Genomic DNA, 14772 nt, shown 5'->3' on the forward strand with positions numbered 1-14772 from the left:
TGCGAGACGGCGATGATGGCAGCTATCGAGATGGCATCTCCACCCGCGTGCGTGCTCCAGGCGGCGGCGGACTACTCCGTTCCCGCACGTGCCCTACTGGCCTTGAAGCTGGCGTTGCTGCCCGGCGAGACATCGTCGGCAGCGGAACTGGCCAGTGCGCCCATCCCAGTGAACGCGAGCTGGCAGCGGCACCTGGCAAGGACAACGGGTCTGCACGCCGACGTGGTGAAGACTGACCTGTGCTGGTCCGCACGCGTGGCGGCGTACGTGCTGCGCTACGAGATCAACCAGGCAGGGGGAGATTTCTGGAGTGGCGTGGGCCGCTACCCCTCCAGTACGCCGCCGGGCGTGCCCGCACCGCGCGATGCTGTCGCGCACCTGGTGGACGCGGCTTCGCAGCGCCACGGGCTTGACGCACAGCTCATCAATGCGGTGATCCAGGTCGAATCGCAATTCGCGCCGGATGCAGTCTCGCCCAAGGGCGCGCGCGGGCTGATGCAGCTGATGCCCGCTACTGCGGTCCGCTACGGGGTCAGCACGACGGCCGAGCTGTTTGCGCCGGCGACCAACATCGACGTGGGAACTCAGCACCTGCGCGGCTTGTGGCAGCTGTTCGGCGGCGACCTGGAGCTGACCTTGGCCGCCTACAACGCAGGCGTTGGCGCGGTGACCAAACATGGGATGCGGATCCCGCCCTACGCCGAAACACAGAACTACGTGCGCAGCGTACTGGCGCTGCACGGGCCAACGTTTGCGCGTCGTGTCTATGACGCATCGCTGCGGTTTTGAAGCGGCGGACGGCCATGCGCTCGAATGCCCATCGCACCGACGACATGGGGTTCGTCTGTCTGGCAGCTGCAGCTTTGGTCGCGGCACTCCTGTGGTTCCTTTGGTACCAGTACCACGTCGAGATCAGCTACTACGCCTTGCTATGGACATGGAAGCTGCTCGGATTTCTGGAATGGCCCTGGATGCCTGATGCGATCCGGTCCTGGCGCGCACAGGCTGTGAGCCTGGCAGCGATGCCGCAGCGGTTGTCACTGCCGCAGCTGCTCGATGTGATGAATACCGCAGGCTACTTCTTCGTCCTCATCCCTATCGCCTTGACCCTGCGCGCCGTGGTCCTGGCCACCCGCCACCGGGCCAACCTCACATGCAGGCGCATCGACGCCAGCACCCTGCCCTGGATCATGGCCAAGCATGCGCCTGCAGTCATTCCAACGCTGTACTACGGTGACAAGCAAACCCTGCTGCTCAATGTCGATCCCAAGGAGCACCGCAGCGCCCTCAACCCGGAAGAATGGGTGGCCGAGCACGCCTTGTTGATCGACGGCATGCTCGACCGTGCCAGGTGCCGCGAGCTGCTGGCCGCCAACCTCGGCACGCCAGTCACGGACCTGGCTGAACTTCAGCCACACGAGCGTGCCCTGTTCGCCGTGTTCGGCGCGCGGCTGCTTTCCAACGGGAAGGATGGTGCCGCCGCCCAAGAGCTGTTGGATGCGTTGAACAGGTCCTGCCACGCCGGCACGCTCAAAGGGCAACGCGGCTACCCCGATCTGGCGCTCGCGCAGCCTGCGTTCGAGCGCTACGCCCAGCATCCCGAAGCGGCTCAGTGGCTGGCCAGGCATCCCTATCCGAAGACGCTGCTGCATTCGATGCACAAGCAGGTGATGCTCTCCGGAGCACTGCCTTCATCGCATTTTCGATGGCTCAAGGGAATGGATCGCGGACTTTGGTACGCGCTCAACACAACTGGCCGCAAGACCCCGTTCATCGAGTCCGCCGCCGTCTTCACGCAGGCGCTGTGGGAGGACTTCGCACAGGACTGCGGCTACGCGCTGACTGAACCCTTCGTGGACGACGCCATCGACGGCGTCGAGAAGTACCTCATCAGAATCGGCCTCATGCGGCCGCGAAAGGACTGACCGTGCCTGTGACCGACATCGTCCGCCCCTTTGGCCGCTCCCTGTACGTCGAGTTCGGCAGCACCGGCAACTCTGGCGCGGTGAGCACGTTGCAGCTGGACAAGGGGCTCACCATCACGAAAAGCGCCCTGGAGATCCACGGCCAGTACCACACTTCGGACACGGCCTTCGTGATCGAGCGCTTCCCGAGCGAGCAGCTGGCGTCGAACGCATTGCAACTGTTGCGCGGCGCCGTGCAGCGATTTGCAAAGCGCCAGCGCGTCGCCGGCATGGTCAAGGCTGGCGTGCTGTGGGGGGTGACGCCGCTGGCCATCGTCGTGCTCGCCCTCACGCTCAACGTCGCCGCGACGCGCCAGGCCGGCGTGTTGCCGCCCGTGCTGGCGCCGACACCGCTGGCCACGGCACCAGGCGTCCCGGTGCCACCCGTCCAGCCACCCGAGGCCGAGGTCGCCAAGGGCATGGACAACGCCGTGCGGGCCGGCAAGTTCTCGGTCCAGGTGTCTTCCGGCTCCGCCGGCACGCTTTATGTCTTCTCCGACCCGGGCTGCCCGCACTGCCGGGACTTCGAGCGTGAGCTCGACGTGCTGGCCAAGACCTACACCATCCATGTCTTCCCGGTCAGCGTCATCGGCGGCTCGGCCTCCGCGACCCGCATCTCGCAACTGCTGTGCACCAGCGCCGGTGCGCGCTCGGCCGGCTGGAAGAGGCTGGTCACCGGTGGCAGCGTCGCCGATGCGCCGGCCTGCGAGGACGGGCCGCGTGCAGTGGCCGCCAATGACCAGATCTTCCGTGTCCTGGGCCTGCCCGGCACCCCGTCGATCGTGGCTGCCGACGGGCGGATCATGTCCGAGAGCCTGCCCCTCAACGCGCAGAGCGTGGACAGCTGGATGCGTGCCGCGCAGCGTCGCTAAACCCGGGCCCGCGTGCGCTGCGGCTGGCCTCGCGACCACCCACAACCCAGTCCACTTCGACATCGTCTCGCCCCATGTTAAGGAACGAACATGGCAGCGCTCAATCGGCAGCACGAGATCAACCCGGCCAAGCTCACGCGCGATACCCGCACCGCAGGACAACGCCTCCTCACCACGTTCCTGCGCCCCAGGGTCTTCAGGCTCTGGTTGCTGGCGTCCATTGCGCTGCAGCTCTGGCTGCCTGCGCTGTGGCCCATATGGCTGGTGACCATCTGGGCCGCGACGATCTTCTTCCAGGACCAGAAGTTCCAGATGCCGCTGCGCATGCCTCAGGACGCCGGCGGCCTGGATCGCACGGACTACACCGAGGAGATGAAGGAAGAATCGCTGCTGTTCGGGCTGATGCGCCGATCCAGGGCCGTGCGAAAGCTCGCCGTGGCCGGCGGCATTCTCTACCTGGGCTACCTGCGTTCGCCCCAGTTCCACGAGTACGGGCGCGAGTTGTGGCTGACCAATTCGGACGCGCGCACGCATCTGTTCCTGGATGGCACCACGGGCAGCGGCAAGACCCAGACACTGCTCGGCGTGGCCTTCAACACGCTGTGCTGGGGCTCGGGGTTCACCTACGGCGACGGCAAGGCAAGCGTGGCCCTGCCGTTTTCGATCTGGTCGATGTGCCGGCGCTTCGGCCGCGAGGATGATTTTCTCGTTCTCAACTACCTCACCGGCGGTGAAGATCCGTTCAAGCGCTTCGTGGCCATGGAGGATGGCAACTTCGCCAGCGGCATGCCTTCTCTGCCCCAATCCAACGGCGCCAATGCATTTTCCGAAGGCGCATCGGATTTCTTGCTGCAGTTGCTCGCGTCGTTGCTCCCGCGCATGACTGGCGGTGACGGCGCTCAATGGCAACAGAAGGCGTTGAACATGATTGACGCCGTGCTGCGGACACTCTGCTACAAACGCGCCCGCGGCGAAATCGATTTATCGATCGGGGTAATTCGCCACTACCTGGCACTGAACAACCTCGTGCAACTCTATATCGACGGCAGGGAAGGCAATTTGCCAGAACTGGCATTCCTGCCGCTGAAAGCTTACTTTGAAACGGGCCTGCCAGGCTTCAATCCGGATCTCGCGCATGATCCCTCGCAGTGGGATCCGGAGGTCTTCAACCAGCATGGCTATCTCACAGGCCAGCTTTCCCGCACGCTGTCCATGATGATGGACACGTATGGGCACATATTCTCCGACAAGTACGGTGAAATTGACCCACTGGACGTGCTTCTGAACAACCGCATTCTCGCAGTCCTGATTCCATCGCTTGAGAAATCCCCTGCGGAAGCCGCTGCGGTCGGCCAACTTCATACAGCCACACAGCGCCTGATGATGGCGCAGACCCTTGGATACAAGCTGGAGGGCGACAAATCCGAAATCCTTGACTCCCGTCCCTCCAACCGCCCGAACCCCTACATCATCATCAATGACGAACTTGCGTACTGGTTCTCCGAGGGGCTGGCGGTCATGTTCGCCCAGGCCCGGGAACTGGGCTTCATGATGGTGGCGGGCGTACAGGACGTGCAAGGCATGAAGCGCGCGGCAGCCGGTGACGAAACCGCGTCTGTCATCGCCAATACCAAGATCAAGTGGACGCTGGCGCTCGAGGACCCGGACGATACCTTCGACCTGATTCGAAAGGCAGGCGGCGAAGGTTATTACAGCCTGCTCTCCGGGCATGACACCGTCACCGGAACCTTCTCGACCAAGTATGCCGCCCAGGATACGGCCAGCGTCGAACGACGCGATCGGATCAGCCTGGGGGAACTCAAGGACCTGAATCCCGGCGAAGGCTTGGTTATCTTCAAGAACAGCGTCCTGCCCAGCAGCGCGTTCTACCTCCCGGATGAGCAACGGTTGTCGTCGTGCCTGCCGGCGCGGATCAACCGCTTCCTGCAAGTCGAGCGTCCCGCCTACAAGCGCTTGCCGAGGTCCGCCAGGCGCGTCAGGGACGACGCCCGGTCCATGGATCTGATCGCCTCCTATATCCGGCGTTCCGAGGCGCCCTACGCCCCAACCCTTGACGATCCCATCCTTGAGGCCTGCCGCGCGGCGGCCGATCACTTGAACGCGATCCAGCGCTTCGAGGTTTCGCCTATTGAACGCGGCATCGTCCTGTTCCAGGCCGCGCGTGCGGCATTGCATCGCTGCGAGGCTGCGGGCCGGCAAGGCTATATGCATGAAGCCCACTATGACGACCCGCCGGAAAGCTCCATTTCCGAGGATGACGACGAACTGCCGGAGGACGCGGATGCGAATTAGCAAAAACCGAAAGGGCATGGAATCTTGTCGAGCCGACGGCAGTGCTCACTCGTCCAGGGAGTCAAGGAGAATGCCATGAGCGTCTGTTTCCTTATGGGCGGTTCGCCGATTCAACCCGGTGACGCTGGATTTGAAGATGCGATTTCAGCCGCCTACGCGGCCAAGCAGAGGCCGCTGTGCCTGTGCCAGGATCCCGGCATCCCGATGTATATTGCGGCGATGGATCGCCACCATATCGTCAAGCGCATGCCCAATACGGGGAGTCAACACTCCCCTGACTGCACATCGTTCGAACCCCCGGCTGAACTGTCAGGCTTTGGCGAGGTCGCAGGCGCAGCGATCATCGAAGACACCGATACAGGAGCCGTGGCGCTGAAACTCGATTTCAGCCTTTCGAAGACAGTTGGCCGATCTGCACCCATGCTCGCCGGCCGCGAATCCCATACCGTCAGAACCGAAGGCGCCAAGCTGACATTGCGCGCACTGCTGCACTATCTCTGGGAGGAAGCCGGTTTGAATTCGTGGTCACCGGCCATGGAGGGCAAGCGCAGTTGGTACGTGGTGCGCCGGGAGTTGCTTGCGGCGGCAGCGACCAAATCCGTCAAGGGACATTCACTCGGCGACAAGCTCTTTGTTCCAGAGCCTTTCTCCCTGGAACACAAGCAGGAAATCGAGCGCCGGCGCACCGAGGCGCTTGCCCAGTTGTACGCCGTTGGCAGACGGCAAGAGTTGATGCTGCTGATCGGTGAGGCGAAGTCCGTCAACCCCGCGCGGTACGGATTCAAGGTGGTCGTCAAACACCTGCCGGACATGGCTTTCAACCTGGATGATCAAACCGCCCACCGCATGGCGAAGCGTTTCGGGGATGAATTGGCGTTGTGGAACGCCGATGAAAGCACGCACTTGATGATGGCCGCGACATTCGGGGTCGGCCCCGCCGGAATGATGGCCGTCAACGAAATGTCCTGCATGCTGACCTCTGCGGCATGGCTTCCCATCGACGGCCTCCACGACCAGCAGCTCGTGTGCTGCCTGGTTCGGGAAGGGCGCCGGTTCCGCCGGTGCCTGCGCTACAACCTCGCAGCGGACAGGCCCGTGGCAGTTGCGGTGGCCACCGACACGCGCCCGCGGCCGGTGGCCATGTACGTCGTCACACCGGGCGTGGAAGACGACTACCTGACGGCGCTGCGGGAGATGGCGCAACACAGCGAGTTTCCCGCCTGGTTCTGGCATGCAGGATGCGAGCCCTGCCCTGCGCTGCCTGCGATCAACGGCTTCGAGGCGGTCAACCACCCCGCCATGAAGGGCGAGGCTTGAAAGAGCCTGGTTGACCAGACCGAGAAAGGAGCTTCACAGCACCAATCTACGTTGCGCACAGGACAGCAAGGCCGACGTTGAAGTGCTTCTCCAGCTTCAACCTCTCGAAGCCGCAGCAGCAGACAACCCCGGGGTAGGGACGAAACGGGCTGCGGCGGGTGCCCCGTACGGGGTGCCACCCGGTGCGCAACACGGTCGAGGAGAGCGTGGCCGAAAAGGCCACCGTCACTGGAGCCCGTAAGGGCAGTATTTCAAGGAGCCGCCGCCATGTCGGTGTTCGTGTTGGATCGCAGCAAGAAGCCGCTGATGCCATGCAGCGAGAAGCGCGCCAGGAAGCTGCTGACCGCGGGCCGTGCGCGGGTGCATCGCATGTACCCGTTCACGATCCGGCTGTTGGACCGCACGGCCGAGGATTCGGCGCTGCAGCCGCTGCGACTGTCCATCGACCCGGGCAGCAAGGCCACCGGGCTGGCGCTGTGCCGCGTCGAGGATCGGGTCGACGCCGACACCGGGGAGGCGGGTGAGCCGGCGCTGCACATCGTGGCATTGGTGGAGCTGGTGCATCGGGGGCAGGCGATCCGCGACAGCTTGCGCCGGCGCGCGATGCTGCGCCGCTCGCGCCGTGGCAGAAACACGCGCTACCGCGCGCCGCGCTTTGACAACCGGGGCGGCAAGCGCACCGGCTGGCTGGCGCCGTCGCTCTTGCACCGCGTCGAGACCACGCTCACCTGGGTGCGCCGGCTGCGGCGGTGGGCGCCGGTCAGCGAGCTGGCGCAGGAGCTGGTGCGCTTTGACATGCAGCTCATGCAGGCGCGCGCCGCCGGGAAAGGCATCGAAGGCGTCGAGTACCAGCGCGGCGAGCTCGCCGGCTTCGAGGTGGGCGAGTACCTGCTGGCCAAGTGGGGCCGCAGGTGTGCCTACTGCGACGCCGAGGGCGTGCCGCTGGAGAAGGACCACATCGTGGCGCGCGCTCGCGGCGGCAGTGACCGGGTGAGCAACCTGGCGCTGGCGTGCCGGCCCTGCAACCGTGCCAAGGGCGCTCAGGACGTTGGCGAGTTCTTGGCGCATGCACCCGCACGGCTGGCGCGCATCCTGGCGCACGCCAAGGCACCGTTGAAGGACGCCGCTGCGGTCAACGCCACGCGCTGGCGGCTATTCAATGACCTCAAGTCCACGGGCCTGCCACTGCAAACGGCTTCAGGCGGGCGCACGAAGTTCAACCGCACCCGCCTGGCCTTGCCCAAGACCCACGTGCTGGATGCCGCGTGCGTGGGCCGAGTCGGTGAGGTGCTGCGCACCGCGCAGCCGACGCTGCAGGTCCAATGCAATGGCCGCGGCTCGCGCAGCCGCACGCGGCTGGATGCCCACGGCTTCCCGCGCGGTTACCTCATGCGCGAGAAGTCGGTTCTCGGTTTCCGCACGGGGGACATGGTGCACGCCACCGTGCCCGCCTCGTCCAGGAAGGCCGGTACCTGGGTGGGCCGCGTAGCCGTGCGTAGCAGCGGCAGCTTCAACGTGCAGACCGCAGCTGGCACCGTCCAGGGTATCAACCACAGGCACTGCCGCGTGCTCATGCGCGGCGACGGGTACGGCTACCAACTTGTAGCGCAGCACCGAAAGGAGAGCGGGTACAGGGACGGCGCTTCGCGCCGTGCGCTATCCCTCTTCGGCCTGAAGGCCGAGGTTTCCCGCGCCGTCTGATGAAGCTGCCGCAGATTTCCCCGACAGCACGCGGCACTGAAGCGGGTGAGGCCGGTTTTCGCTTCGATGCCGCGCGGGGGCGACGGATTGGCCGCAGATCTCTTCAGGCACGAGCTCAAGGCTGGAGCGATCGACAACGTGGTTGCCGACCGCATTCGCTTGGTGTGCTCTCAGCGCGTGGGCGCCGCTTGCGCTTGAGCCAGGAGCTCACGGAACAAATTGATGTGCCAGCGGAGTTTGCGCAGCGCGGAGGACGGATAGCCGGCGCGGCCGCCATCGCTTTGCGAACGGAGTTCTGCAACACGACTCTCGGAAAACCCCAGCGCGTACAGCGCCGCGTCGTCGCCGGCCTTGAGGCTCTTGTGCGCGGCGCGCATTACGCGCAGTGCCTCCTCGAGTCGGTGCAGTTCTTCGTTCAGGTGTTCGCAGTCACTGGCGTCCACTGTTGGAAGAGCGCGCACCCTCTTGCGGACGCCTCCTCGTCGTACCCGCCGGTCATCCTTCACACGTTGCTTGGCAATGCTTTCACCGACCAAGGGGAAAGCAACTCGATAGACACGCATGGGTCACTCCTTGCGTCCTACAGCATGGCGACACGCTGCTTACCGCACCGGCACTACATCAAGGAATGCAAAAGCACTCCGCCGATGGAGCCACACTATCCACTTAGGGAACGTTCCTGCGTTACCCGAAACCAACTTTTACTGCACCATGGAAGAACATCGGCACGTAATGTCGGTAGATGCGCATATGGCGGACGTCTAGACTGGAAATGTTGTGTAGCCTCACGGCATCACGTTGACGTGGCGTCCAGAAGTTCGGTCGCCCCGTCTATGCGACCTCTCGCTTCGGCGTGAGGGTGGTCAACGCTCACCGTGACGAGAGAACACGGGTGGAGGATGTCGCATGGATTCAATCCGGGTGCTCGTGGCCGATGACCATCCGCCGATCACGCGAAGTCTTCAGCAAGATCTGAAGATGTTCGGCATTGACGAGGTCCAGGCCACGACGGACGGTACCGCAGTGCTGAGCATGTACACGGCCTTGAAGCCGGACGTGCTGGTACTCGATTTGCGCATCGGTGCGATCCGCGGGCTGGATGTGGCGCGCCAGGTACTCGCGATGGATCGAAATGCGCGGATCGTGTTCTATTCTCAGTTCGATCAGCCTCATATTGTCCGTGAAGCTTACCGGCTAGGGGGCAAAGCCTTCCTGCCGAAAAGCGCCCCGCTGGAAATAGTCGCCGAGGCAATCACTGCCGCCAAGGCCGGCAACACGTACCTGCACCCCGAAATAGCAAAACAGATTGCCTTGCTAACAGTGCGCGGCGAAGAATCGCCCGCAGACAAGCTCGACGAGCGGGAGTTGAAAGTATTCAAGTTGATGGCGAAGGGGTTGACCAATGAAGAGATCGCCGTTGAATTGAACCTGCATCCCAAGACGATCGGGATCATCACCAAGGCCGTGCGTGAATCATTGGGCGTGCAAAGACCAGCCGACATCACCCGGTTGGCGCTGAAGTATGAGCTGATCGACGATTGAGACCCACCCGGCCGCCGGGATTGCTGACCTTTATCAATGATGAGAGCAAGAAAAACCAGATCCGGCGGCCATCACGCTCCCAGTCGATGGCCAGAAGGTTTTCTGGGCTGGCTTACAAAAGCCTATGATGACCAGTTGCGCAGCCATGCCTTTCCCGCTGACGAGCACAATATCAAGATCCCTCAAACCCAACCACATGAATTTTTCCAAGCTCTACTCATAAATCGTTTTCTCGATCGCGTGAACGAGAAAATTCTTCTCTGCCTGGCGCACTTTCCGAGTGATGATGAAACCTTCGCCTTGCCAAGCGCATCGACTCTGACTGATTCCAAACTGCGCAGCGAGCGCTGCACGGCAGCATGGAACTGCAAACAACTCCAGAATCACACAACAAGCCGCTTTGCATGGCGCAAATTTTAAATGATGACATTCAGGTTCGGCCGCCGCGACGTCAGGATCTCGAAGGTCAACATAGGCATCGCCATCGGAGTCTTGTGGATCGCGATAATATCGGGCATTGCTTTTCTGCTTTATTTGGTCAAACATTCCATTGACCAAGCAAGTGCGCGCCTCAGCGACCAAGCCACAGCGTACGCCCATCTCATTGCCGAGCATGATAGATTCAGTTTCCGGATGGCAGACTCCATCCTGCGCGACTTGGCAAACCATCTCACTCCAGACGACTTCCTCAAGCCGATCTCCCAGGAGCGAAGAAGCCACATCCTTGAGTTGCTGCGCGACCATCGCGACCGGTTGCCCGGCATCGCCTCATTCACCTTGATCAATTCGAAGGGAACAAGAATCGTTGGGGTGATTGGGCAAGATGGCACCGACTTCGGTGACCTTGGCTATTTCAAGGCGAATCGCGATGGCCAGGAACTCTTCATTAGCAACATGGAAGACGACCGCGCTAGTGGCAAGCCAGGCATTCACGTGTCGCGACGCTTCTCCGCGCCTGACGGCGCCTTCTGCGGATCCATACAGCTGACCTTGTCGGCCGAAGATGTTTTCTTTGCGTACTACCGCACGCTGAATCTTGGGTCAAATTCCACCGCGACATTGCGCGCTCCACAGCGTCTGCTGATCAGTTTCCCGAAATACATCCTCTCTGAGGACCGAATCCAGGGGCGTGACGACGTTGGCAGGCAAATAGCTGCGGGTCTGGATAGCGGCGTACTGACATTCATCGATCCCATTGACCACCGGGGGAAGGTTACCGCCTTCGAACGACTGGAAGGCACCAATTTCTACGCCACTGTTTCCTTGCCCACTGGACAGGCGATGTCGGATGCGGATGCGCTTGCGTGGGGCGCCATATTGGCAGCATGTGCCTGTCTGGTCGGCGCCATCGGCGCCTCATCGGCCATCGTACGGAGTCACGCGCTGGCCACCGCCCGAGAATCTGCCGAGAAGGCGCACCGTGAACGCCAAATGCTTGTCCATAAACTTCAAAGCGTGGCGGAGGAAGAGAGGCGAAGCATCTCTCATGAGATCCATGACGTACTGAACGCCATAGCCATCCGGGTACGCAACGATGCACAGGGAATAATCAAGCTGGCCGCATCAGGCAGACAAGACGCCACACTGGCTGAGATCGCCGAGCGTGCCGCATCGATCAGCGAGAACACCAACGACCTTTACACGCAGGGGCGTGCTCTTGTGAAAAGGCTTCGACCAGAAATCCTGGATGTTCTTGGCCTGGACCAAGCCGTAGATGAGATGGTACGCGGATATGGTGTTGCTCATCAGGACTGCATTTTTTCATTCCAATCTGCCGGCGACATGTCGAGGTTGGAAAACAGAGTATCCATAGCGGCATACCGAATCGTGCAGGAAGCCCTTTCAAATGTCATCAAGCATGCTGGCGCGACGGCGGTCAACGTATCGCTCAAGCATTACTCTGAAAATGGATTGCTTGAAATAGCTGTCGAAGACAACGGAAGAGGCTATGACAGCACCACGCCTACGGATGGCATCGGCCTTGTCGGCATGCGCGAGCGCGTGGCCGCATTTCACGGCACTCTTGAGATAAGGACCGGCGTGAATGCCGGCACACGGATATTTGCCACCATCTCCCTTCCGCAGGGAAGCCCCCCAGCTTAGGCCAGCGGCGAGCTCATTCAATATGACCACGTCCTCCAGCACAACGAGGAAATCGATCTGCTTTAATAAATCTCAGGAAAATATGCTCAGTTCCAGTCTTGAAAACGGTTGCGGTACCACCACGGGCGCGCGTAAATGCGCCGGCCCCGCAGCCAGGACATCGTCTTGCGATACAGCACGGTGAAGGTCAGGCCAAACCTGTTCAGGATGGCGAAGGCCACGATGGTTCCCACCGCGGTGTAGAGAGTCCACCACCGCATGTGGAACAACCAGCCAAAGATCGGCAGAAACGCAGTGCAGGGAATACCGAACAGCTTGGGCGTCATCGACGCCGCCCGCCAGATGGATACGCTCATGGAGTTCCTTTCGCACGCTGCGCATAGGCCTTGTGGCCCGCGAGCTCGATGAATTCCTGCTTGTCGATCCTGCCCGCGTGCAGCAGCCCCCACGCCTTGTCGTCCAGCGTGGCGTGCTCGGCTTCGAGTTTTTCGCGAAGCATCTTCGGCCATCGCTCGAACGGCTGGTCCTGCAGTTCGTTGCGCAGCTCGCGGTCGAAGATCAAGTACTCGCGGATTGCCTGGCGCTTGCCGTCCGTGGTCTTGAGCAGGCGCTGCACGACGATCAGCGCCAGCGATCCGATCAGCCGGCTGGCAATGGCCGACTGCTGCGCCGGTGGGTAGACCTGGATCATCCGGTTGATCGTCTCGGCCACCGAGTCGGTATGGCATGAGGCATTGCAAAGGTGGCCAGTCAGCCCGGCCTCGATGGCGGCGTCGATGGTCTCCAGGTCGCGCGCTTCGCCGATGCCGATGATGCTGGGCTTGCGCCGCATGGCGTTGCGCAGCCCGCTCGCAAAGTCAGCGATGTCCCGCCCGATCTGCGACTGTGCCGGCTGCGGGCCCCTCCAATGAGGACCACCGAGAACGAACTCCACGGGATCCTCGTACGTGATGACCTTTCGATCCGGCATCATCACGCCGGCATAGCCATAGATGCCGGCCAGCAGAGTCGTCTTGCCAGATCCTGTGGGTCCACACACCAGGACCAGTCCCTTGGCCGGATAGAAGGCCTCGAACAGATCCGGCTCGATGTCCATTGTCGTGATGTCGGGCAGCTCGGCCGGGATCAGCCTCATCGTGATCGCGAACGCGGCGTCGAGCTGCGCCACGCGCGCCTGGATGAAGTTGTTGCGTGCGCGCAGCCGCTTGCCCCGCGCGATGCCCAACTCCTCGCCGAACAGCTCCAGCGAACGATCCGCTCCTGTCCCGGCGCGGATCGCACCTTCGACATCCGGTCCCCAGACGCTGCTGATCAGCGCCGAGAGCTGGCCTTGCTTGACCGTCTGGTAGCTGGCCCGGCGCTGGCGGCCGTGCAGCTCGACCCAGATGTGGTCGCCGCCCTGCACAAGGATGTCGGAAACACCCTGTTGTGCAGCGTAGACCACGAAACGCTTGAAGGTGTCCGGGTCGAGCTCGCCGCGGAAGTCGTAGGGCTCGAAGGCGAGCTCGCTCATCGCGAACCAGATGCGGCTCCGGGTGCGGCCGCAGGGGCTGTCGGTGCAGCGGGCGCAATAGGCCGCGCCGCCGCCGGCGCGGCCGAGGTCGGAGAAGACCGTAGCGTGGGGCGCCACTTGCGCGCATCGGTCTCGAATCCGGCCTTGCCGGTCATGCGTCGCAACCTGTCGCCCAGGACCATGCGCTTGTGGTCTCCGGTCACGGTCTGCTGCGACTCGGCCACGCGCGTGGGCGAGATCATGCCCTGTTGCAGCAGCGTCGAGTACAGCACCATGCCGTTGAAGTCGCGCACAAGCCGGTTGAAGTTCGCCGCGAGGATGGCGTCGGCCTGGGCCCGTCCCTCGCCCCATCCCTGCTCGACGGACGCCTTCCAGAGTGCCTGCTCTTTGCCGTCCTGCGGCCGGGCCTGCAGGTCCGGCAACTCCACCCAGGGCTTGTTGGGCAGGCCGATGAGCAGGTAGTCGCGCCAGGTAGGCGGCACGCTGACGAAGCGTTCCTCGCGCTCGATCTTGTAGACCTGGTTCGCCGTGCGAATCTGATCCTGCGCGAACGCCGCCACCTCCTGTGCCGTGGTGATCACGGGCGGCAGCGCGCCGCTGCGCGACACCAGCGGCGAAAACTGGAACATCGCCTCCAGCGCTGGCGCGCGCCCTTCCAGCGCACGCAGCAGTTCCATGGACCGAGACACCATGCCGCCACGGAAACCCACGGTCTTGCCCGTGTCGCGCAGCAACTGGGCCCGCAGGTCGGCGATGCCGGTATTTGCCCGCGACTGTGGATTGATCAACGCCTCCAACGAAGGAGGCGCCACCTGCACGCCAGGCGGGGGCCACGCTCCGGCAGGGACTGGGGATGTGGATGGCGCGGCACATGCCGCAACGCAGCACAGACAGACGGCCGCAGCGGCGGTGCATCGGTACATGACGAGACCCCTTACTGCGGCCGGCTGTACTCGAGGATGATCCGGTCGCCCACCTGCGAAACGATGGCCCGGAAGCCGATCTGCGCCCGCAGCAGCTGCAGCACGCCGGCGAAAGGCTCGTCCTTCACGCTCAATTTGACTGGCAGCGGCAGCCGCACACCCGCCGAAGCAAAGCCCAGACCTCTGTCGCGTGCGAGGCGGCGCAACAACTCCGCCGCATCCCCGCGCCACGTCAGCGTCACGGGCTGGCCATCGTCCCTGATGTCCGCCGCTGCGGGCTCGACCGGTGCATTGAGCGCCGCGGCCTGGAACAGCTCGGCCTGCGACCTCTGGAGCTTCGCTGCAGCGTCCAGGATCTGGGCATCGACCAACGCCTGCGCATCAGCCATCGGACCGGCAGCCAACGGCTCCTTCGGTGTCCACGCACAGCCCGTCAAGGCGGCCGCGGCCAAGACTGACGCCGTGAACAGGACCTGACCGTCATGCATGATGACGTCTCCGTTTCGTATGAATTACATGATACG

At 63.0% G+C, this 14772-nt stretch carries 14 protein-coding genes; 9 read left to right on the forward strand and 5 right to left on the reverse strand.

All coding sequences use genetic code 11. The annotated features are described in order from the left end of the window. Positions 1-15 precede the first annotated feature (15 nt). The 6 genes from H537_RS46410 (at position 16) to iscB (ending at position 8167) form a co-directional block, all read left to right on the forward strand. Positions 16-789 (forward strand): lytic transglycosylase domain-containing protein, encoded by a 774-nt coding sequence (locus H537_RS46410; protein ID WP_238446864.1) that lies wholly within the window; start codon positions 16-18, stop codon positions 787-789. Positions 790-803: 14 nt separating this feature from the next. Beyond that, positions 804-1925: a secretion/conjugation apparatus DotM-related subunit gene (locus H537_RS0130625; protein WP_029000933.1), complete on the forward strand. Its 1122-nt coding sequence runs from the start codon at positions 804-806 to the stop codon at positions 1923-1925. A gap of 8 nt (positions 1926-1933) precedes the next feature. Further along, positions 1934-2836, forward strand: coding sequence for a DsbC family protein (locus H537_RS0130630; RefSeq protein ID WP_051243709.1), 903 nt, complete (start codon positions 1934-1936; stop codon positions 2834-2836). Positions 2837-2926: 90 nt separating this feature from the next. Beyond that, a complete protein-coding gene (locus H537_RS0130635; RefSeq protein ID WP_029000935.1) occupies positions 2927-5149 on the forward strand; it encodes a hypothetical protein in 2223 nt (740 codons plus the stop codon). A 75-nt stretch (positions 5150-5224) separates the two neighbouring features. Next, positions 5225-6466: a DUF1173 domain-containing protein gene (locus H537_RS0130640; protein ID WP_043460758.1), complete on the forward strand. Its 1242-nt coding sequence runs from the start codon at positions 5225-5227 to the stop codon at positions 6464-6466. A gap of 267 nt (positions 6467-6733) precedes the next feature. Further along, complete coding sequence (iscB, locus tag H537_RS0130650) at positions 6734-8167, forward strand: RNA-guided endonuclease IscB (protein WP_029000938.1); 1434 nt, start codon at positions 6734-6736, stop codon at positions 8165-8167. 170 nt (positions 8168-8337) lie between these two features. Here iscB and H537_RS0130655 read toward each other — a convergent pair whose 3' ends face one another. Further along, positions 8338-8730, reverse strand: a complete 393-nt coding sequence (locus H537_RS0130655) for a hypothetical protein (RefSeq protein ID WP_156902032.1) — start codon at positions 8728-8730, stop codon at positions 8338-8340. A gap of 343 nt (positions 8731-9073) precedes the next feature. On the opposite strand from H537_RS0130655, the gene H537_RS0130660 reads away from it, so the two are divergent. The 3 genes from H537_RS0130660 to H537_RS49865 are packed head-to-tail and all read left to right on the forward strand — an operon-like array spanning position 9074 to position 11812. Next, positions 9074-9709, forward strand: coding sequence for a response regulator (locus tag H537_RS0130660; protein ID WP_029000940.1), 636 nt, complete (start codon positions 9074-9076; stop codon positions 9707-9709). Between the two features lie 36 nt (positions 9710-9745). Beyond that, positions 9746-10129: a hypothetical protein gene (locus H537_RS53585; RefSeq protein WP_211235112.1), complete on the forward strand. Its 384-nt coding sequence runs from the start codon at positions 9746-9748 to the stop codon at positions 10127-10129. Next, positions 10130-11812: an ATP-binding protein gene (locus H537_RS49865; protein ID WP_051243711.1), complete on the forward strand. Its 1683-nt coding sequence runs from the start codon at positions 10130-10132 to the stop codon at positions 11810-11812. An 86-nt stretch (positions 11813-11898) separates the two neighbouring features. Here H537_RS49865 and icmT read toward each other — a convergent pair whose 3' ends face one another. The 4 genes from icmT to H537_RS0130685 all read right to left on the reverse strand — a co-directional run bounded on the left by icmT (position 11899) and on the right by H537_RS0130685 (position 14736). Further along, positions 11899-12168, reverse strand: a complete 270-nt coding sequence (gene icmT / locus H537_RS0130670) for an IcmT/TraK family protein (RefSeq protein ID WP_029000941.1) — start codon at positions 12166-12168, stop codon at positions 11899-11901. Beyond that, positions 12165-13325 carry a plasmid transfer ATPase TraJ gene (gene traJ, locus H537_RS0130675; RefSeq protein ID WP_029000942.1) on the reverse strand — a complete coding sequence of 387 codons (1161 nt, stop codon included), beginning with the start codon at positions 13323-13325 and terminating at the stop codon, positions 12165-12167. Before traJ ends, icmT begins: the two co-directional genes overlap by 4 nt. Beyond that, entirely contained in the window at positions 13322-14113 is a 792-nt protein-coding gene (locus H537_RS46420; protein ID WP_238446865.1) for a type IV secretory system conjugative DNA transfer family protein, read from the reverse strand. The genes traJ and H537_RS46420 overlap by 4 nt, the downstream gene beginning before the upstream one ends. Positions 14114-14259: 146 nt before the next feature. Next, positions 14260-14736, reverse strand: a complete 477-nt coding sequence (locus tag H537_RS0130685) for a DotD/TraH family lipoprotein (RefSeq protein ID WP_029000943.1) — start codon at positions 14734-14736, stop codon at positions 14260-14262. Between the last annotated feature and the right edge of the window lie 36 nt (positions 14737-14772).

It is taken from the genome of Azohydromonas australica DSM 1124, from assembly GCF_000430725.1.
Classification (GTDB): Bacteria; Pseudomonadota; Gammaproteobacteria; order Burkholderiales; family Burkholderiaceae_C; genus Azohydromonas; species Azohydromonas australica.

Bases quoted from the DNA above. Each gene is read 5' to 3' on its own strand.
- H537_RS46410 (WP_238446864.1), top strand. From the start codon at position 16: ATGGCAGCTATCGAGATGGCATCTCCACCCGCGTGCGTGCTCCAGGCG.
- H537_RS0130625 (WP_029000933.1), top strand. From the start codon at position 804: ATGCGCTCGAATGCCCATCGCACCGACGACATGGGGTTCGTCTGTCTG.
- H537_RS0130635 (WP_029000935.1), top strand. From the start codon at position 2,927: ATGGCAGCGCTCAATCGGCAGCACGAGATCAACCCGGCCAAGCTCACG.
- H537_RS0130640 (WP_043460758.1), top strand. From the start codon at position 5,225: ATGAGCGTCTGTTTCCTTATGGGCGGTTCGCCGATTCAACCCGGTGAC.
- iscB (WP_029000938.1), top strand. From the start codon at position 6,734: ATGTCGGTGTTCGTGTTGGATCGCAGCAAGAAGCCGCTGATGCCATGC.
- H537_RS0130655 (WP_156902032.1), bottom strand. From the start codon at position 8,730: ATGCGTGTCTATCGAGTTGCTTTCCCCTTGGTCGGTGAAAGCATTGCC.
- H537_RS0130660 (WP_029000940.1), top strand. From the start codon at position 9,074: ATGGATTCAATCCGGGTGCTCGTGGCCGATGACCATCCGCCGATCACG.
- H537_RS53585 (WP_211235112.1), top strand. From the start codon at position 9,746: ATGATGAGAGCAAGAAAAACCAGATCCGGCGGCCATCACGCTCCCAGT.
- H537_RS49865 (WP_051243711.1), top strand. From the start codon at position 10,130: ATGATGACATTCAGGTTCGGCCGCCGCGACGTCAGGATCTCGAAGGTC.
- icmT (WP_029000941.1), bottom strand. From the start codon at position 12,168: ATGAGCGTATCCATCTGGCGGGCGGCGTCGATGACGCCCAAGCTGTTC.
- traJ (WP_029000942.1), bottom strand. From the start codon at position 13,325: ATGAGCGAGCTCGCCTTCGAGCCCTACGACTTCCGCGGCGAGCTCGAC.
- H537_RS0130685 (WP_029000943.1), bottom strand. From the start codon at position 14,736: ATGCATGACGGTCAGGTCCTGTTCACGGCGTCAGTCTTGGCCGCGGCC.